Genomic DNA, 17156 nt, shown 5'->3' on the forward strand with positions numbered 1-17156 from the left:
CTCCTTGTCTGGTGCGGAAGTCGGTAGCGGGCGCGGTCACGCCTGGATGACGGTGATGTCCCGCTCGCGCAGTGCCGTCAGCGCGTCGACGGGTGCTTCCTGGTCGGTGACGAGCGTGTCGATACGGGAGTTGGGGGCGATCCGCACGGCGCTGCGCTGGCTGAACTTGCTGTGGTCGGCCAGGACGACGAGGCGCTGGGCGGCGGCGACGAGGTTGCGGTCGGTCTCGGCCTCGGCCAGGTGGGCGCCGAGGATCCCGTAGCCGGGGTCGACGCCGAAGGCGCTGAGGAAGGCCATGTCGACGTGCACCTCGGCGAGGGCCTGGGTGGTGAGGTGCCCGAGGAGGGACAGCTCCACGTTGCGCAGCAGCCCGCCCAGCACCAGGACCTGCACGGAGTCGGAGGCCGTGCCGACGGCGTGCGCGATCGCGACCGAGTTGGTGACCACGGTGATGCCGGGGACGTCGGCCAGGTGGGGCACCATCTGCGCGGTGGTCGAACCGCCGGTGAGCAGGATCGTGCTGCCCGGGTCTATCAGGCCGACGGCCGCGGCCGCGATGCGGTGCTTGTCGTCGAGGTTGCGCACGGCCCGCTCGGTGACCGCGTTCTCCTCCGGTTCCGGGGCGTCCAGCGCCAGCGCGCCGCCGTGCACGCGCCGCAGCAGGCCGCGCTCGTCCATCTCGTCCAGGTCGCGCCGTACCGTCGAGGTGCTGACGCCGAGCGCCTCGGCCAGCTCCTCCACCCCGACGGAGCCGCTGCGGCGCACGTGCTCCAGGAGCCTGGTCCTGCGCTTCTCACCCAGCATCAGTACCCGGCCTTCCGGTCCACCAGGTTCACCAGGGGCGAGCCCGCGAGGAACCGTCGTACGTTCTCGGTGAAGAGGGCCTTCACCTGTTCGTGGTAGCCGGGTGCAAAGCCGGCGATGTGCGGAGTCACCAGAACGTTCGGCTCCTTCCAGAGCGGATGCGAAGGCGGTAGTGGCTCTTCCGCGAAGACGTCCAGCGCGGCGCGCCCCACCTGGCCGCTGCGCAGCGCGTCCAGCAGCGCGGTCTCGTCCACCACACCGCCGCGGGCGGCGTTGATCAGCATGGCACCGTGCTTCATCTTCGCGAAGGCCGCCGCGTCGAGCAGGTCCCGGGTGCCGTCGGTGTACGGCACGGTGAGCACGACGTAGTCGGAGGCGGCAAGCAGGTCGTACAGCCCCTCGGGGCCCACCAGCGCCGCCGGGTCGCCGGCGGCCTCCTCGCCGTAGCGCTCCCCGGCGCGCGGGCCGCCGCGCCGCAGGCCGACGACGTTCATCCCGAACGCCGCGGCGAGCCTGCCGATCTCCCGGCCGATGCGGCCGTAGCCGACGACGCCGACGGTCGCGCCCGGCAGCATGCGGGGCATCAGCCGGTTCCAGCGGTGGGGGAAGTCGGGCCAGCGGGCGTCCTGCTGGAGCCGGATGGTCTCGGGCAGGTGGTGGGCGTGCGCGAGGATCATCATCAGTACGTACTCGGCCAGCGGCCTGGGGGAGACGCCGCCGATGGTGGTCAGGGGAGTGCCGGAGGCCCACAGGTCGGTGCCGACGACGTGGTCGCAGCCGGAGGTGTCCAACTGGACCCACCGCAGCCGGGGCGCCTGCGCCCGCGTGGGGAGGGCGGTGCCCGTATAGAGGACGTCCGTCCGGGCCAGGAGATCGGGGGGCAGGTCGTCTGCGGAGGCGGCGAGGTGCTTGTGCACGTGCACCTCGGGGGAGACGGCTGCGACCTCGGCGAGCCAGGCGTCGTCGAAGTCCAGCGTCACGCAGATGTCGACCATGTCTTTCCCCATCACTTGATCCCGGACCGGGCCATGCCCTCGACGAAGTGGCGCTGGAAGAGCGCGAAGACCACCAGCATCGGAAGCATCGACACCAGCGACATCGCCATCAGCGCGCCGTAGTCGTGGCCGTACTGATTCTTCAGGAACAGCAACCCCACCTGGAGGGTGTAGCTCTCCGGATCCTTCAGCACGATCAGCGGCCAGGCGAACTCGTTCCACCGCCACATGAAGGTGAAGATCACCAGTACGGCGATCAGGGGCCGGCAGAGCGGCAGCACGACCCGGGTGAAGATCCGTATCTGCCCCGCACCGTCGACCTGGGCGGCCTCGATCAGCTCGTCCGGGACGGCCATCATGAACTGGCGCGCCATGAACAGCCCGAACGCCTCCGCCAGCCGGGGCAGGATGACGCCCCAGTCGGACCCGATCAGCCCGAAGTCCACCACCAGATGGAACTGCGGCACCATGACCACCTGCACGGGCACCATGAGGGTGCTGAGGATCAGGAGGAAGAGGACGTTGCGCCCCGGGAACCGGAGCTTGGCGAACGCGTAGCCGGCCATCAGGTTGATCACGACCGTGAGCGACACCGCCGCCACCGCGATGACGACCGAGTTGAGGATCCACGTCGGGTACGGGAACTTGCCCCACGGCTCGCTGAAGTTCGCCCAGTTGACCGACGTCGGCCACAGCCGCAGGCGGGAGCCGCGCACGTCCGCGGGCGTGGAGATGGACGTGACCACCATCCAGTAGACGGGGAACAGCATGGCCAGCGCGGCCGTGACCGCCAGGGCCAGCCGGGCCCGCAGCACGCGGCGCTCCCGCGCGTGGATCGTCAGGGGGGCACGGCTTTTCATGCGGCCCCCCGGCGACGGCTCACGCGCCACTGGACCAGCGTCAGGGCGAGCACGATGACGTACAGCAGCACGCCGATCGCCGACGCGTAGCCCTGCTGCCGCTGCTCGAAGCCCGCGGTGTACGCGTAGGTCACCAGCATGGTGGTGGAGTTCCCGGGGCCGCCGCCCGTCATCACGTAGACGATGTCGAAGACCTGGAAGCTGTTGATGATCCCGATGACCAGCAGGAAGAACGTGGTCGGGGCGAGGGCCGGCAGCGTGATCGAGCGGAGCGTCTGCCACCACCCGGCGCCGTCGCAGCGGGCCGCCTCGTACTGCTCGCGCGGGATGCCCTGGAGCGCCGCGAGGTAGACCACCATGGTGAAGCCGAGCCCGATCCACAGGGTCACGATGATCAGGGAGAGCATGGCGGGGCCGCCCTCCGACTGCCAGGCGACCCGGCCGATGCCGACGGCGTCCAGCACGGCGTTGACGATGCCGAGGTCCGCGTTGAACATCCACGCCGCCGCCAGGGCGCTGCTCACGCCGGAGATGACGGCGGGCAGGTAGAGCACGGCGCGGATGAGGCTGCGTCCGGGCATGGGCTTGTTGAGCAGCAGCGCGGCCCCCAGTCCGGCCGCCAGGCACAGCGGTACGGACACCACGGTGTACAGCGCCGTGTTGAGCAGGGCCTCCCAGAAGACCTCGTCGTCCAGGATCTCCCGGTAGTTGCCCAGGCCCACCCACTCGGTGATGCCGAAGCCGCTCGTCTCCTGCATGCTCAGCCAGAACACCCGCAGCAGCGGCCAGAACATGAAGACCGCGAAGACCGCCAGGGCGGGGGCGGCGAAGGCCAGGCCGGCGAGCGCCTCGCGCCGCCTGCCGGGCGACGACAGGGTGCCCAGCCGCTTGCGGGGCGCGCGCGGTGGCGCCGGCCGGGGCGGTGCCGGCCGGGTGTGACTGCTTGCCAGTGCCATCGACGTCTCTTCCCGGCTCAGGCGGCGAGTGCTTCGTCGAGTGCGTCCGACAGCGCGCCGAGCGCGTCGTCGGCTGACTGGCCGCCGGTGAAGAAGGTCTCCAACTGCTGTACGAGCGCGTCGTTGACGGCCGCGAAGCCGGGCAGGGTGACGAGCCGGGCCAGGTCGGTCGGAATGGCGGTGGCCTGCGTCTGGTAGGTGGGCATGAGGTCGGGCCGGACGGCGAAGTCCAGGCGGGTGTCGGCCAGTTCCTTGCGGGCCGGCAGCACCGTGGTCTTCTCGCAGAACGCCTGCATGTTCGCCGGCTCGGCGAGGAAGGACGCGAACGCCGTCGCCGCCTCCGGGTTGCCGCTCTGGGTGGTCACGGCCACCGCGTTGCCGCCGAGGTCCGCGGCGGCGCCGCCGGATCCGCGGGGCAGGTAGGTGACGCCGAAGTCGAAGTCGGTCGTACGTTTCGTGAGGTCCGCCAGGAGGAAGTCGCCGACGAAGCCCATGGAGATCTTCCCCGAGGGGAACACCAGGTCGGGGCTGGTGTTCGTCTTCAGCATCAGGTTCGTGGGCATCAGCCCGTCGTCGTAGAACGACCGGGTGAAGGCGAGCGCGCTGCGCGCCTCCGGCGAGTCGAGCACGGAGCTCTTTCCGTCGTCGGACAGGGCCCGGCCGCCGTTCTGCCACAGCCAGTTGAACCACCGGAAGGCGCCGGCCTGCTGCCAGTTGACGCCGAAGGCGGGCTGCCCGGTCTTCGCCGAGAGCCGCTCGGCGACCTCGATGAACTCCTCCCAGCTCCACGCCTCGTCCAGCGCCTGCGGCACATCCGTGATGCCGGCGGCCGCGAAGTGGTCCTTGTTGAACACCACCGCTGTGGTGTCGGTGTGGTGCGGTATGCCGTACGGCTTGCCCTCGTACTGGACGCCGGCCCACAGCGCGTCGAGGAAGGCGGCCCGCTGGTCGCCGACGGCGGAGCCGAGTTCGAGCAGCACGCCCTGGGAGGCGTACAGGCCGATGTCGTTGTAGGTGACGCGGAAGAGGTCGGGGCCCTGCTCCGACTGGAGCCGGGCGTCGAGGGTCTGCCGCATCTGGTCGAAGGGAAGTTGTTCCACCTTGACCTTCACCTCGCCGTTCTTCTTCTCGAAGGCGCGGGCGAGGGTGTTGAAGGCGGCGATCTCGGCGTCGGAGCCCCAGACCGAGAAGGTCAGGGTGCCCGGAGAGCCGTCGCCCGAGGACGATCCGCAGGCGGCGAGGGTGCCGCCCACGGTGACGCCGAGAGCGGCGGAACCGGTGGTGCGCAGGAACTGACGTCTGTCGAGCAGCATGGGTGCCTCCTTGTGGCTCCAGCCGACCTGGCCTGTTCCTATCAGCGCCCTCCAGAATGCGTCAATAACTTGCACGAAACTTCAGGGTGGCCGTGCGGGTTGCGCTCAGTAGACCCTTGACAGGCGTGAACGGCCGTCGTTAACTGGCGCGAGTTGGCAATTTTGAGCGTTGATGCTCAAGAGTGCGTGAATTGATCGGCGGGGCCGCCCGGGGAGGCTGCTGTGGGAGCACGAATCCACTCAACGCCCCGGCCGTTCCTCCCACGGGCGGACGGCACCGAGCACCCGGCCGGCCCGCTCGTCGACCGCCCGGATCGTGGCCGCGGACACCTCCTGCGGGGTGTGCCAGCGAACGCCGTCGGCGTCCCGGTGCCAGCCGAGCAGCACGTGAACCACGGTGGCACCCCCCTGCCGGCCCGCCGCGAGCGGCGCGGCCGGGCCGTCCTCGGCGGCGTGCGCACTGACCAGCAGGGCCACCAGCAGGCCGGCCGTGCGGTCGGCCAGCAGCCGCCAGCTCTGCGCCGGCGCGAACGGCTGATAGGCGAGCGCCAGCGTGATCGGCCCCCGTTCCGCGACGGCGCGGTCGAGCGCCCCGGCGAACTCCGCGGGCCGCGTGACGTCGGCGACGACGTGTGCCGGCGCGGCCGGCCGCGCCGTACCGGAGCCGGCCGGGCGGCGGGACACCACCGTCGTCGGCCAGCCCCGCCGCAGACAGGAACCGACGGCCGGGGCCAGGATCCCCGTACCTCCGACGACCAGAACGTGAGTGTGCATGACTGACTTCGATCTCCTCGTGGTGGGCGAGCTGAACGCGGACGTCATCGTCGCGTGCGGCGCGGTCCGGCCGGCCTTCGGGCAGGTGGAGGACATCGTCGACGACGCCCGCATCGTCCTCGGCAGCTCCGGGGCGATCACCGCCTGCGGGGCGGCCCGGCTCGGGGCCCACGTCGCCATGGCCGGCGTGGTCGGCGACGACTGGCTCGGCGAATTCGTGCTGGCACGGCTCCGGGAGCGCGGGGTGGACACACGGTACTGCGTGGTCAGGCCCGGCCGGCGGACCGGGATGAGCATCGTGCTCGGCGCCGGCGGCGACCGCTCCACGCTCACCTTCCCCGGCGAGATCGGCCGGCTGGCGGCCGACGACGTCCCGCCCGGGGCCCGGAACGCCGCGGGGCACGTACACGTCAGCTCGTACTTCCTCCAGTACGACCTGTGGGCGGGCCTGCCCGGCCTGCTGCGCGCCGTGCGCGACCGCGGCGCCACCACCTCGGTCGACCCGAACTGGGACCCCGGCCGGCAGTTCACCCACGGACTGCCCGAACTGCTGCCGCTCCTCGACTACCTCCTGCCCAACGAGGCCGAGGCGCTGCGCATCACAGGCCGCGACACGGTCGGGCAGGCCGCGGCGGACATCGCCGCACGCGGCGCCTGCGCCGTCGTCAAGCGCGGCGGCGACGGGGCGCTGGCGCACCACCCGGACGGCACCGTCCGCACCGTCGACGCGCCCCGCGTCGAACCGCTGGAGACCACCGGAGCCGGCGACTCCTTCAACGCCGGGTTCCTCGCCACCCTGGCCGCCGGCGGCGACCTGACCGCCGCGCTGCGCACCGCCTCGGCCTGCGGCGCCCTGTCGACCCAGGGCCGCGGCGGCACCGCCGCACAGCCCACCGCCGACCGGGCCCGCGAGGTCGCACACACCCTGACCGTCGGCACCACCACCGCAGATGGAAGCGAGACAGCGTGAGCACCGCAACCGAGTCACCACTGGCCCGCACCACCGAGGGCGAGGTGACCAGCCAGCCCGGCATCTGGCAGCGCGTGATCGACGCCGCCGGCGAACTCGGCGCCGTACTGCCCGAGGAAGGCGCCCGCGTCCTCGGCCTCGGCTGCGGAACCTCGTACTACGTCCTCGACTCCTACGCGCGCCGGCGGCAGCAGCTCGGCCACGGCGTCACCCGCGCCGCCATCGCCACCGAGCTGGACGACCGCGACCCGTACGACGCCGTCGTCCTGCTCTCCCGCTCCGGCACCACCAGCGACCTGGTGCGGGTGGCGCGCGAGATGTCACAGCACACGCGGACCATCGCCGTCACCGGCACCCCGGGCTCCCCGCTCACCGAGGCCGTCCACGACACCGTGGCGCTGGACTTCGCCGACGAGCGGTCCGTCGTCCAGACCAGGTACGCCACCAGCGCGCTGACGCTGCTGCGCGCCTCCATCGGCGACGACGTGTCCGAACTGCCCGCCCGCGCCCGGGCGGCGCTGGCCGAGCCGCCGGCCTTCCGGCCCGCGGACTTCGACCACGTGGTCTTCCTCGGCTCGGGCTGGGCCCGCGGACTGGCGGAGGAGGCGGCCCTGAAGTGCCGCGAGGCCGCCCGGATGTGGACGGAGTCCTACGCCACCCTGGAGTACCGCCACGGCCCCATCGCATGCGCCGGCCCGCGCAGCCTGGTCTGGGCGCTGTCGCCCCTCCCGCAGGACGTACGCGACGCCGTCGGCGCCACCGGCGCCACGCTCCGGGTGAGCCGCGACGACCCGCAGGCCGAACTCGTCCGCGTCCACCGCCTCGCCGTCGACTACGCCCGCCACCGCGGCCTGGACTGCGACGCGCCCGCGCACCTGTCCCGGTCCGTGGTGGTGGACTGACCATGCCCGTCGTCCAGCTCACCACCGATCGCGCGGTGGACGCCGGAGTCCTCGGCCGGCTGGCGTCCGCCGTCGGCGCCGGGCTCGGCCTGACCCCGGACGCGGTGGTCGTCCAGAGCATCGTCGCCGCCCGCTCCGCCTCGGGCGGCGGCCCCGCCCCGGCCGCCGTGGCGGTCGTCCGCGGCCGCCCCCGGGACCCCGCCGCCATGCGGGACGCGGTCGAGCGGGCCGCGGCGGCGCTCGCCGGCGCCCTGGCGCTCGACCCGGACCTCGTCTTCGTCACCTGGCCGCAGCCGGGGACGGCCGCGAACGGCAGCGGGGCGCTGCCCGCCCCTCACCCCCAGGGAGACCACCCGTGACAGCCCGCTACGAGCCCCACCCCGACCCCGAAGGCGTCCTCGCCGACTGCGACCGCCGCGCACTCGAACGTGAGGGCATCCCGATGTTCCTCGCCCTGGAGGATCTCACCGGCGCGCTCCCGCCGGTGCGCGAGCAGGACGCGCTCCGCGAGGGCCCCGAACTCGCCGCGCTCAACCGCGCCTACGCCGACCGGCTGCGCCCCGGCGCCCCCGACGACGACCTGGCGGCGCTCGCCTCGGTCCTCACCGTGCTGGCCCGCACCCACTTCGACGAAGGGAGCCGGGCGTGACCGAGGCCGGATTCCAGCAGCACGGCACAGCGCTCGAGCAGGGCAGGTACCTGCGTGTCGTGAACTACCACAACACCCCGGCCTCGATGGCCGGCGAGCTGCGCGCGGAGCTGACCGCGTACGCGGACTCGTTCGCCTCCGTCACCCTGGCGGACCTGGACGCCTTCTACGCCACCGGCGAGTGGCCCCTCGACCGGCCGGCCTTCGTCCCCGTCTTCTACGAGGGCTACCTCAACACCGCCACCGTGGCCGCGCCGATCTGCGACGAGCTGGGCATCACCGCCTGGTTCCCCGTGATCACCCGGTTCATCGACTGCCCGGTGCCGCAGCAGCGCGCCTTCGCCGACGCCCACCACATCACGCTGGTGGAGGAGGAACGCGCCGCCGAGCGCCTCGCGATGACGTGGGACCAGGTCGCGCAGCTCGCCGAGCGGCACGTCGTCACCCCCCACACCGGGTCCCACGAGGAGATCGCCAAGGTGGTCACCGCCGAGGACTACGAGCGCGAGATCTTCGCCCCCCGGCGGGCCGTCGAGCGGGTCACGGGCCGCGAGGCGCCCGCGTTCGTGTGGCTCTACGGCTCCCCGTACGGCACGAGCCCGGACCACGACCGTGCCGTACGGGACGCCGGATACCGCTACCAGATCAGCAACACCATGATCCAGCGCATCGCCTGAGGCCCGGCCTCAGCCCTCGCCCGGCGCGGCCGGCACCCCGGCCCGGATACCGCTGAGCGGTCGCGGAGCGCACCGCGTCGACATCGGCTGAACCCGCCGAGGGCGACACCGGCCGACCCGGCACGGCCGGCTCCGGTAGTGCTCAGTCCGGCACCGCTCGGTCCGGTACGGCCAGTCCGCGGAAGACGATCGTGGTGATCTCCGCCCGCAGCGCGGTCAGGTCCGCGGTCAGGTCCCGCTGCAACTGGGTGGTCACCGTGTCGAGAAGAGCCTCGACGACATCGACGGCGATCCGCAGCGGCATCTGCCGGAACACGCCCTGCGCCATGCCGTCGCCGAGGATCGCGCGCAGCAGGGCGGTGTCCTCGTCGGTCGCGGTGAGATAGAGCGGCACCCCGTCGGGTCCCCGGTGGGACACCACGATCTCGATGCCCGCCGTGATCTCGGGGCGGTGGGCGTCGACGTAGGCGAGATGGCTCTCGGCGTACGCGCGAAGCCGCGCGGCGGGCTCCGTGTGCGCGGCGACCGCTTTCGCCCGCGCCTCCTCCAGCGCGGTGAAGACGTGGTCGACCACATGCAGCAGGAGGGTGTCCTTGGAGGCGAAGTAGTACACGATCGCGCTCTTGGCGACTCCCGCGCGGCGGGCGATCTCGGCGAGCGAGGCCCGGGGATACCCCAGTTCGTTGACCGTGGTGATCGCCGCCTGTACGAGCTGTGCGCGTCGTGCGGTCTCGGTGAAGGTCCGCGCCGCGTCGGATGATGACGACATGGTCACCATCCTCCCCCCTGGTCCGGCGAGGAGACGACGAACTCGTCGATGACCCCGGGTGCGGCCTGCGCGGCGAAGGCGACCGCCTCGTGCGCGGAGATGTCGGGTGCCTCGTACGCGCCCCAGCCCGCGGCCGTCATCGCGGCCACGGTGCTGAGGCCGAGCCGCCGCTGCAACAGCGACTGGCGCACCGCGACGGTGCTCACCGCGTCACGGCGCAGCGCCGAGGTCGTACGGCTCACCAGCCCGGCGCGTACGACGAGATGGTCACCGACGATGGCGTGACCGAGGGCCCGGTAGGCGACGACCGCACCGAGCAGGGCGATCGGCCAGAGGGCGCCCGCCGCCCACAGCACCCGCGCCGGTACGGCGCCGGACGCGGCGGGTACGGCGACGACCGCCGCGGGCACGGCGGCGGCCCAGGTCGCCCACCACAGGCGCCTGCGCAGCGCGGCCGGCGGATGGGCCGCGAGCGGCGCGGCGAACGTGCCGGGCGAGCCGAGCACGCGGCCGGCCACGGCGTGGGCGACGCGGACCGGCCCGCGGGGCAGGATGGCCGTGGGCTGCTCCATGCTCCACAGGCCGAGGCCCGTGGTGATGACGTTGGTGTCGGCCGTTCCCATCCAGCGCCACAGGAGCGGTTCGCCGATCGAGACGCCGCGCATCCGCGCTTCGTCGCGGCCGACCTCGCGGGTGCTGAACAGGCCGCGACGGGTGCGCAGTTGACCGGTGCCGCCGGTGCGCACGCGGGCGAGTTCGAACCCCCAGTACGAGGTGAAGAAGTTGACGCCCATCGCCAGGGCGCCGATGAGGCCGACGACGATCACGGCGACGGCGACGGTCCCCGGCCGGCCCAGCGAGCCCCGGTCCGCGAGAGCGGTCGCGGCGTCGAGCAGGTCGACGCCGAACGTGGCCGCGAACCAGTACAGGCCCCAGAGCAGACCGGCGGCCGTGAGATACGCCCAGATGCCGACCACGTTGTGGACGACCCACGAAGGGCGCAGGGTGGCGAGGACATCGGCGTCCGGCTCGCCCGGCGCCTCCCGGGCGGTCGCGGTCTCCGCCGGTGTGGCCTGCGTCGGGGCCTGCGTCGGGGCCCCAACTTCTGCCGGGGACCGGCCCTCGAGGAGCAGCTCGCGCAGCCGGGCGGCGTCATCCCTGGTCAAGGCGTCGAGGAACAGGGCCGATTCACCGGCCCCGGTCTGCTGCCCGGCTCCGACCGTGACGACCCGGAGGCCGGTCAGGCGGTGCCGGAGCTTCGCGTGGGTGTCGACGCTGCGGACCCGGTCGCGCCGCAGGGTGCGGTGCCGCCGGACGAGGACACCGGTGCGCCGTTCCACGTCGGTGGCGGTGATCCGGTAGCGCGTGAACGTCCAGCGCACGATGTCGGCGACGGCGCCGCCCACCCCGACCACCGCGACGAGGGCCAGCGGCCACAGGGCGGACAGCGAGGGCTCGACCCCGACGGCGAAGACCGCGACCGCGCCGGGCACGAACGAGAGGACGCTGCGCGCCAGATCGACCCAGATGACCCGGGGGCTCAGACGCTGCCAGCCGCCCGGCGCCGTGCCCGTGGCTGCGGCCATTGCCGCGGGTTCGGTGGCGGCGCTCATGTCGCGTCCCCCTCGACCAGTTCCGCGACGGCCGCCAGGCGCGTCGCCGCCTCTTCGGCGGTCCGCCGGTCGAGCCCCTGAACGGCAATCGCGCCGGACGACGAGGCGGTGGTCACGCGCAGCGTGGAGAGGCCGAGGAACTGTTCCAGCGGCCCCCGGACGGCATCGACGGTCTGGATACGGGAGGTCGGCGCGACCCGCCACTCCCGCACCAGCCAGCCGCTCGACGCGTAGGCGGCCTGCTCGGTGAACTCCCACCGGTGCACCCGGTAGCGCCACCACGGCTCGACGGCCAGCTTGACCGCGAGGACCGCCGCGACCCCGGTCGCCGGGACGAGCACCCAGACGCGGGCGGGCTCCCACAGCACCCAGGTCACGACGAGCGCCGAGAGCAGGAGACCCCATTGCAGGAGGGCACGCAGCATCCACCACAGCACGGCCCGCCGCTCCACGCGCAGACGCGGAAGGCGCACGTGCATCTCACCGTGCTCCGGCTCCCGCTCCTGGTCCGGCGTGGGCTCCGCCACGGGGAGGGTGTCCATGAGCGCTTCTCCTGACCCTTGACCGATCGGTACATGGCTTGACCGTTCGGTCTAATCTTATACCTGTCGGTTCAGGAGGAGGTCCGCGCGGGAGCCACGGGGAAGCGACCCTTCAGTGCCCGGGGGCCGGCGCTCTCCCGCCGACTCGTCAGGGATCTCTCGGAGCGGGCGGCGGGACGGGCGGGTGCGGGTGGCAGGGAGGGCTCAGAGCTCGCTGTCGATGCCGGTGACCGCCGGCGGGCCGAGCGGCGCGTCGGTCTCCTCGACGCCTGATCCGCGCAGAGCCGCCGCGACGAGCCGGGTGGCGTCCAGTTCGGCCTCGTAGCGGTCCGGAGCCTCGATTTCGAGGCGGACGGAGAAGGTGTTGTCCTCGTTCCGTGTGAGCAGGTCCAGACCTTCGTTCTCGCTCACGTCCGTGTGCAGTGAAGCCAGCTTCTGCTGGAGAGCCGTCACCGCGGACGGTGTGACGGGAGAGAGGAATGTGCCGGGGACGGTGATGATGAATCGGGACATGACGCTCCTTACCCGGAACGGCTCGCGTTCACCGTGCTGCTGCCCTCACACGCTCCGATGAATCATGCGGCCATGGTGACGCCCCCGGGAAATCCCCCCGGGGGTGCTCCTCACCCAGGTCAGGAAGGGCCGGGACCACGTTCGCCCGAGGGGGTCGCCGGGCGGTGGTGCCACCGCAGCATGCTCGCCGCCCACCCGCTGCCCCACTCCAGGTTCGGGCCGGCGGGGTGCGTCCTGCCGAGGCCGGGGAGATCCGCTTCGTCGTCGGCGGACAGCTCGCGGTACGTGGCCAGGCTCTCCAGCAATTCGGTGACCCGCCTGCCGGCGCCGGCGTGGTCTCCCCGGGCCGCCAGCCGCCGGCGCAGCAGTTCCGCCAGCCCGTCGCCTTCGAGGTCCCCGAGCAGCACGTCCAACGGGACCTTCCCGACGCCGCCGTGCTCGTCGCCCCGCGCGTACAGCAGCAGCGCCAGTACCTCCAGGCCGAGCACCGGATCGTTGTCGCTCATCTCCTCGGGCCAGGCCGGCTGCAACAGTTGGGCGGCGCGGTGCACCGCCTGCCCCCACTCGGGCGCCACGGCCCCGTCGGTTCCGTCACCGCGGGCGGCAAGCCTGCCCGCGGTCCACCACAGCACCTCGACGTTCATGCATGGCACCGTACGGCCATCACCCTCCGCCGCGACAGAGTGACCTTGACGGCATCGACCGGTCGTTCGACGAGCGTGTGGCTCCTGGACATCGGGGCAGGTTTCGACGGGAGGCGCGGGATGACGAGGTTTCGGCTGGCGGCGTACGCCGTGTGCATCGAGGGCGGACGGGTGCTGCTCGCCCGGCACGTGCCGCCGACGGGCGGGAGCAACTGGACCCTTCCGGGCGGCAGGGTCGAGCACGCCGAGGATCCGTTCCGGCGACCGGCCACGTCGCCGCCGTCCCGGTCGGCGGGCTGATCCGGCACTGAGGCGCGCGCTCCGTCAGCGGCGCAGTGCCTTGCGGCGGGCGGCAGGGCGTACGCGCGCCCACGCCTGCGGAAGCTGGTCCTCCCGCGTACGGGCCGCGGCCCTCTCCTCGCCGTGCAGCACGCCCCACGTGAAGGCGGACTCGCCCGCCGCCTGCGCGGCGAGCGCTATGCGGAGCACGGCGTCGCGGGTGACGACGCCGTCGTGCTGGGCGCCGCTCACCTGCTGTACCGCCTTCGCGCGCCTGCGGAGACGGTTCGCGGGCTTCCCCAGCGCCGGGCGGGCCGCCTCCGCGGCGTAGCGGAGCCTCTTGGCGGCCTTGCGGGCGTGGTGGATCGCCGCGTCACGCTCGGGCCCCGAGGGCATGGCCAGCGCGCGTTCCATCCGGCGGGCGAGCCGCCCGTACTCCTTCAGGAGCGCCTTGACCAGGACCTTCTCCGGCTTTCCGGCCGCCTTGGCGCGCAGCGGCGGAGCTTCGCCCAGGGCCGCCAGCCCGTTCAGCAGCTTCAGGTAGCGGGGGGAGGCGAGCGCGTCGAGGGTGCGGCGCCGGCCTTCGGCCCGCTGCGTCACGTCCCAGACCTGGAGCCGCGCGGTGACCGGGCCGAGGACCTGCTCGCCCGGCAGCTCACGGACACCGGAGGCCAGCCGCTCGTGGAGCACCTCGTGGTCGCGCTCGGCGCCGAGTTCCTGGGCGAGCCACCTCAGATCCTGCCGGATGGGGTCGGTGACCTCGCGATCGAGGACGGAGCGGTACGAGCGCAGGCAGTTGCGCAGGCGGCGGGCGGTGGTGCGCATCTGGTGCACGGCGTCGTCCGCTTCGCGCCGGACGGCGGGGTCGAGGTCCGTCAGGTCGGCGGCCATCCGGCGCACGTAGGCGAGCACGTGGTCGCCGGCCGACTTGGCGGCGGTCCCGGCAGGCGCGTCCGGCGTGCGCTTCAGCAGCGGCGTGGTCTCCGTGAGGGCGCGGACCACCTTCGACGGGCTGTGCGCGCGCTCGACGCCGTTCTTGCGCAGCACCTTCTCGACACCGTCCAGGAGCGAGGGGTCGCCGTCGTCGGCGAGTTCGACCTCCATCTCCGACCACACCGCGTGCCCGCCGGTGTCGAGCAGCGACTCGGCATGCACCGCGTCCATGCTCAGCTCGGCCAGGAGGTTGCCCTCGGCGTCCTGGAGGCGATGCCCGGAGCGGGTCGTACGGATCCGCACGACCGGCCGCAGCGGAGCTCCGCGGGTGCGGGAAACGGTGAGCACCCGCAGCTCCTCGGGCACGTCCTCCGGCGACGACGTGGACCGGATCTCCTCCCGGCTGTCGCCCGGCAGCGGCAGTTTCAGGTGCCAGCCGGCGTCCGTGCCGCCGGTCCTGCGCCGCAGGGACGCACCGGTGCGCGTCAGCCGCAGGTCGTCGGTGTCGTAGTAGACGGCGTCCAGCTCCTCCACCCCGCCCTCTGCCAGCGAGGCGACCGAGCGCACACCGGTCAGGTCGGGCAGCCAGGAGACACCGTCGGCAGCGGTCGCCGCGTACTTGCGTTCCGTTTCTCGTTTCGACTTGGCCATACGGTCTCCCATGCCGCGCTGCGACGTGCGGCCGGCTGTCGGATCGTGCCCGCAGACCGGCCAGGGGGTGCTGGTCGGCCCGTGGGTTGCTGGACTGAAGCAGGCGGGTCAGATGCGGCGGTGACGTCCGTAGTGCTCGTTGAGCTGATCATGGTAGGCCGAGTCGCCGATGTGCTTGTCCCTGTCGAACTCCGGCGAGTCCTTGATCTGGCTCTTCGTGAGGTCCACGAAGATCTTCTCGTTCTCGACGTCGATGCGCGTGACGGTGCCCGCGGGGAGCAGGACGTGCTTGCCCAGGATCCACACGCCGGTGTCGACCACGAGGTAGGCCGCGCCGACGTCGTCCGAGTGCTTGTCGACCTTGCCGATGCCGCCGTCGGTCGCTTCGACCTTGTAGCCGATCAGGCTGCTGCCCGGGGCGCGGCCGGATGCCGGGGGATAGCCCCAGAGATTGTCGCTCATTGCACAGGCTCCCTCAGTGGAAAGTCTTCCTCGCGGCAGACGGCGAATCCGTGACTGCCGCTCAACGAACCGGGTGTCCGGTCGCACCGGTCTCACACGTGCGGCCGGCGGCGAGTTGGGCGCGGACCCCGGAAACAGGCTGGGCCAGGACCCGGTACGGGAGCCCGCCGCCGCCGGTGCCCGGTCGCGGGCGGCGGGCCGGCAGCGGGCTGAAGTGCCGGTACGCCGTGCATGTGTGCGATCGGGTGGGGTAGGTGCGACCCGTGGTGAGTGAACGCGGCGCGTCCCTGCCGAGAGGCGATGCGCATACGGAGATCCTGTTCGGGCCGGTCCGCGGCCGCCCCCCGGGGGCACCCGCAGACGGGTCCGGCGCATGAAGGCGGCGGGCGACCTCATGGCACCTCAGCACCCCGCCGACCGTGACGGCGACCGGCCGGGCCGGTTCTCGCGCCTGGCGGAGCACGCCTCGAACTTCACCAGCTCGCCCGGCTTCTTCGGCGTGTGCCTCGTGCTGGTGGCCGCCGCGATCACCGCGCACATGCTGAAGCTGCCCACGCCGTGGCTGCTGCTGGTGGGCGAGGCGATGTCCGCGGTGGCGCTGCTGCTCCTGGCGCTGCTGAAGACCTCCGAACGGCGCGCCGAGTACGCCATCCAGCGCAAACTCGACGCCATCGCCGCCGCTTTGCTGGAGATCCAGCAGGGGGAGCCGGGGGTCGCGAGCGAGGAACTCCGCGAAGCCGTCAACATGGAGCAGCAGACCTGACGACGGCCCGGCCACGGGAAACCCGAGGATGCTCCCCTCACGCCGTGACACGGGGGCCCGCTGTGCTCTGCTGGTGGCGTAACCGATTCTCTGCACGCCGCGGCCGACCTACCGTGGCCGTATGCACTCTCCGATCACGGGCACCGCGGCCGGTGTGCCGTTCACCGCACTGCCACCGGCCGGCGACGGCCCCGCGCCGCTGATCGTCACGTGGCACATGCTTGACCCGCCGAGGTCCGACGCCGCGTTCGCCGCCGCGTTGCCGATGAACGACGTGCCCGCCTGGCGGGTGCACCTCGGTATGCCGATGTGCGGGGCGCGCATGGTCGACGGCAACATGGCCGCCGGGTTGGAGCTTGTCCGCAGGGACGCCCTGATGGCCGCTCTGTACCCGTTCGTCCGGCAGGCGACCGAGGAGTTCCCGGCCGCGCTGGCGTCCCTCCGCACGCAACTGCCGGTCGACGACGGCCCGATCGGCGTGCTCGGCGGCTCGCTGGGCGGAGCCGTCGCGCTGCGGATCCTCGCCGACACCGAGATCCCGGTCTTCGCCGGCGCCCTCGTGAACGCGGCCATCCGGATGCGGCCCGTCGTGGCCCTCATCACCGACGACTACCCGTACGACGCCGAGTCCGAGAAGGTCGTCGACAGCCTGGACTTCGTCGCCAGAGCGGGTGCCCTCGCCGGCCGCGCACCGCTGCTGGTCGTCAGCGGCGAGCTGGATCACCCGGCGCTGCGCGCCGACGCGGTGGATCTCGTCGAGGCCGTAGGCGAAGGATCCGAACTGCTGCCGATTCCCGGGCTGGCGCATCCGCTCGCCGAGGAGCCCGGCATCGAGCCGGCTCCGCAGGTGCCGTTGGCCCGCGAGGTGGACGCCCACCTGACCGCGTGGTTCCGGGGCCACCTCACGGATGCGGGGCCGGACGGCCCGGCAGGGGCTGCCGGGACAGGGTGACCCGGTGAGCTGACGCACGCACTCGGTCCACGCCGCCGCCGCGGAAGGAACCCGCGTACTCCTGCTCCACGCGGGCCGGCCGCGCGCCGGGTCGGCCAGGGGATACGATCCACGCGCATCGCGGGCATCCTGGTG

At 72.7% G+C, this 17156-nt stretch carries 20 protein-coding genes and 1 pseudogene; 8 read left to right on the forward strand and 13 right to left on the reverse strand.

From position 1 onward, the window contains the following. Window positions 1–36: 36 nt before the first annotated feature. The 6 genes from QBL21_RS15965 to QBL21_RS15990 form a co-directional block, all read right to left on the reverse strand. Window positions 37–804 (reverse strand): DeoR/GlpR family DNA-binding transcription regulator, encoded by a 768-nt coding sequence (locus QBL21_RS15965; RefSeq protein WP_407562853.1) that lies wholly within the window; start codon window positions 802–804, stop codon window positions 37–39. Next, window positions 804–1811, reverse strand: coding sequence for a D-2-hydroxyacid dehydrogenase (locus QBL21_RS15970; RefSeq protein WP_407562854.1), 1008 nt, complete (start codon window positions 1809–1811; stop codon window positions 804–806). Before QBL21_RS15970 ends, QBL21_RS15965 begins: the two co-directional genes overlap by 1 nt. Beyond that, the gene (locus QBL21_RS15975; protein ID WP_407562855.1) at window positions 1811–2659 is read right to left on the reverse strand and encodes a carbohydrate ABC transporter permease; all 849 of its coding nucleotides are present in this window, start codon (window positions 2657–2659) and stop codon (window positions 1811–1813) included. The genes QBL21_RS15970 and QBL21_RS15975 overlap by 1 nt, the downstream gene beginning before the upstream one ends. Continuing rightward, window positions 2656–3615 carry a carbohydrate ABC transporter permease gene (locus QBL21_RS15980; protein ID WP_407562856.1) on the reverse strand — a complete coding sequence of 320 codons (960 nt, stop codon included), beginning with the start codon at window positions 3613–3615 and terminating at the stop codon, window positions 2656–2658. The genes QBL21_RS15975 and QBL21_RS15980 overlap by 4 nt, the downstream gene beginning before the upstream one ends. A gap of 17 nt (window positions 3616–3632) precedes the next feature. Next, complete coding sequence (locus QBL21_RS15985; RefSeq protein WP_407562857.1) at window positions 3633–4928, reverse strand: extracellular solute-binding protein; 1296 nt, start codon at window positions 4926–4928, stop codon at window positions 3633–3635. A 240-nt stretch (window positions 4929–5168) separates the two neighbouring features. Next, entirely contained in the window at window positions 5169–5702 is a 534-nt protein-coding gene (locus QBL21_RS15990) for a hypothetical protein (RefSeq protein ID WP_407562858.1), read from the reverse strand. Here QBL21_RS15990 and QBL21_RS15995 point away from each other — a divergent pair. From QBL21_RS15995 to QBL21_RS16015, 5 genes are read left to right on the forward strand one after another with little or no spacing between them, the layout of a single operon-like run. After that, on the forward strand, window positions 5701–6672 hold the full coding sequence (locus QBL21_RS15995; RefSeq protein WP_407562859.1) for a carbohydrate kinase family protein: 972 nt from the start codon (window positions 5701–5703) through the stop codon (window positions 6670–6672). The genes QBL21_RS15990 and QBL21_RS15995 overlap by 2 nt on opposite strands. Further along, window positions 6669–7574: an SIS domain-containing protein gene (locus QBL21_RS16000; RefSeq protein ID WP_407562860.1), complete on the forward strand. Its 906-nt coding sequence runs from the start codon at window positions 6669–6671 to the stop codon at window positions 7572–7574. Before QBL21_RS15995 ends, QBL21_RS16000 begins: the two co-directional genes overlap by 4 nt. A 2-nt stretch (window positions 7575–7576) precedes the next feature. Further along, entirely contained in the window at window positions 7577–7933 is a 357-nt protein-coding gene (locus QBL21_RS16005; protein WP_407562861.1) for a hypothetical protein, read from the forward strand. Then, window positions 7930–8223 (forward strand): hypothetical protein, encoded by a 294-nt coding sequence (locus QBL21_RS16010; protein WP_407562862.1) that lies wholly within the window; start codon window positions 7930–7932, stop codon window positions 8221–8223. Before QBL21_RS16005 ends, QBL21_RS16010 begins: the two co-directional genes overlap by 4 nt. Beyond that, a complete protein-coding gene (locus tag QBL21_RS16015) occupies window positions 8220–8900 on the forward strand; it encodes a polysaccharide deacetylase family protein (RefSeq protein WP_407562863.1) in 681 nt (226 codons plus the stop codon). Before QBL21_RS16010 ends, QBL21_RS16015 begins: the two co-directional genes overlap by 4 nt. A 142-nt stretch (window positions 8901–9042) precedes the next feature. Here the strand turns inward: QBL21_RS16015 and QBL21_RS16020 are convergent, their stop codons facing one another. The 5 genes from QBL21_RS16020 to QBL21_RS16040 all read right to left on the reverse strand — a co-directional run bounded on the left by QBL21_RS16020 (window position 9043) and on the right by QBL21_RS16040 (window position 12981). Beyond that, window positions 9043–9669 carry a TetR/AcrR family transcriptional regulator gene (locus QBL21_RS16020; RefSeq protein WP_407562864.1) on the reverse strand — a complete coding sequence of 209 codons (627 nt, stop codon included), beginning with the start codon at window positions 9667–9669 and terminating at the stop codon, window positions 9043–9045. A 2-nt stretch (window positions 9670–9671) separates the two neighbouring features. Then, complete coding sequence (locus tag QBL21_RS16025) at window positions 9672–11282, reverse strand: PH domain-containing protein (protein ID WP_407562865.1); 1611 nt, start codon at window positions 11280–11282, stop codon at window positions 9672–9674. Then, window positions 11279–11824: a PH domain-containing protein gene (locus tag QBL21_RS16030; RefSeq protein WP_407562866.1), complete on the reverse strand. Its 546-nt coding sequence runs from the start codon at window positions 11822–11824 to the stop codon at window positions 11279–11281. The genes QBL21_RS16025 and QBL21_RS16030 overlap by 4 nt, the downstream gene beginning before the upstream one ends. 204 nt (window positions 11825–12028) lie before the next feature. After that, window positions 12029–12337 carry a hypothetical protein gene (locus QBL21_RS16035; protein WP_407562867.1) on the reverse strand — a complete coding sequence of 103 codons (309 nt, stop codon included), beginning with the start codon at window positions 12335–12337 and terminating at the stop codon, window positions 12029–12031. 119 nt (window positions 12338–12456) lie between these two features. Beyond that, complete coding sequence (locus tag QBL21_RS16040; RefSeq protein ID WP_407562868.1) at window positions 12457–12981, reverse strand: hypothetical protein; 525 nt, start codon at window positions 12979–12981, stop codon at window positions 12457–12459. 120 nt (window positions 12982–13101) lie between these two features. Between QBL21_RS16040 and QBL21_RS16045 the strand changes: the two are divergent. Continuing rightward, window positions 13102–13239: pseudogene (locus QBL21_RS16045) on the forward strand (NUDIX hydrolase); the annotation flags it as partial. A 66-nt stretch (window positions 13240–13305) separates the two neighbouring features. On the opposite strand, the gene QBL21_RS16050 reads toward QBL21_RS16045, so the two are convergent. Next, a complete protein-coding gene (locus QBL21_RS16050) occupies window positions 13306–14844 on the reverse strand; it encodes a CHAD domain-containing protein (RefSeq protein WP_407562869.1) in 1539 nt (512 codons plus the stop codon). 108 nt (window positions 14845–14952) lie between these two features. Beyond that, on the reverse strand, window positions 14953–15306 hold the full coding sequence (locus QBL21_RS16055; RefSeq protein ID WP_407562870.1) for a PRC-barrel domain-containing protein: 354 nt from the start codon (window positions 15304–15306) through the stop codon (window positions 14953–14955). Window positions 15307–15700: 394 nt separating this feature from the next. On the opposite strand from QBL21_RS16055, the gene QBL21_RS16060 reads away from it, so the two are divergent. Next, window positions 15701–16069: a low affinity iron permease family protein gene (locus QBL21_RS16060; RefSeq protein ID WP_407562871.1), complete on the forward strand. Its 369-nt coding sequence runs from the start codon at window positions 15701–15703 to the stop codon at window positions 16067–16069. Window positions 16070–16190: 121 nt separating this feature from the next. Continuing rightward, the gene (locus QBL21_RS16065) at window positions 16191–17021 is read left to right on the forward strand and encodes an alpha/beta hydrolase (RefSeq protein WP_407562872.1); all 831 of its coding nucleotides are present in this window, start codon (window positions 16191–16193) and stop codon (window positions 17019–17021) included. Window positions 17022–17156: the final 135 nt, after the last annotated feature.

Origin of the sequence: Streptomyces sp. 184 (genome assembly GCF_045781775.1) — a bacterium.
GTDB lineage: Bacteria > Actinomycetota > Actinomycetes > Streptomycetales > Streptomycetaceae > Streptomyces.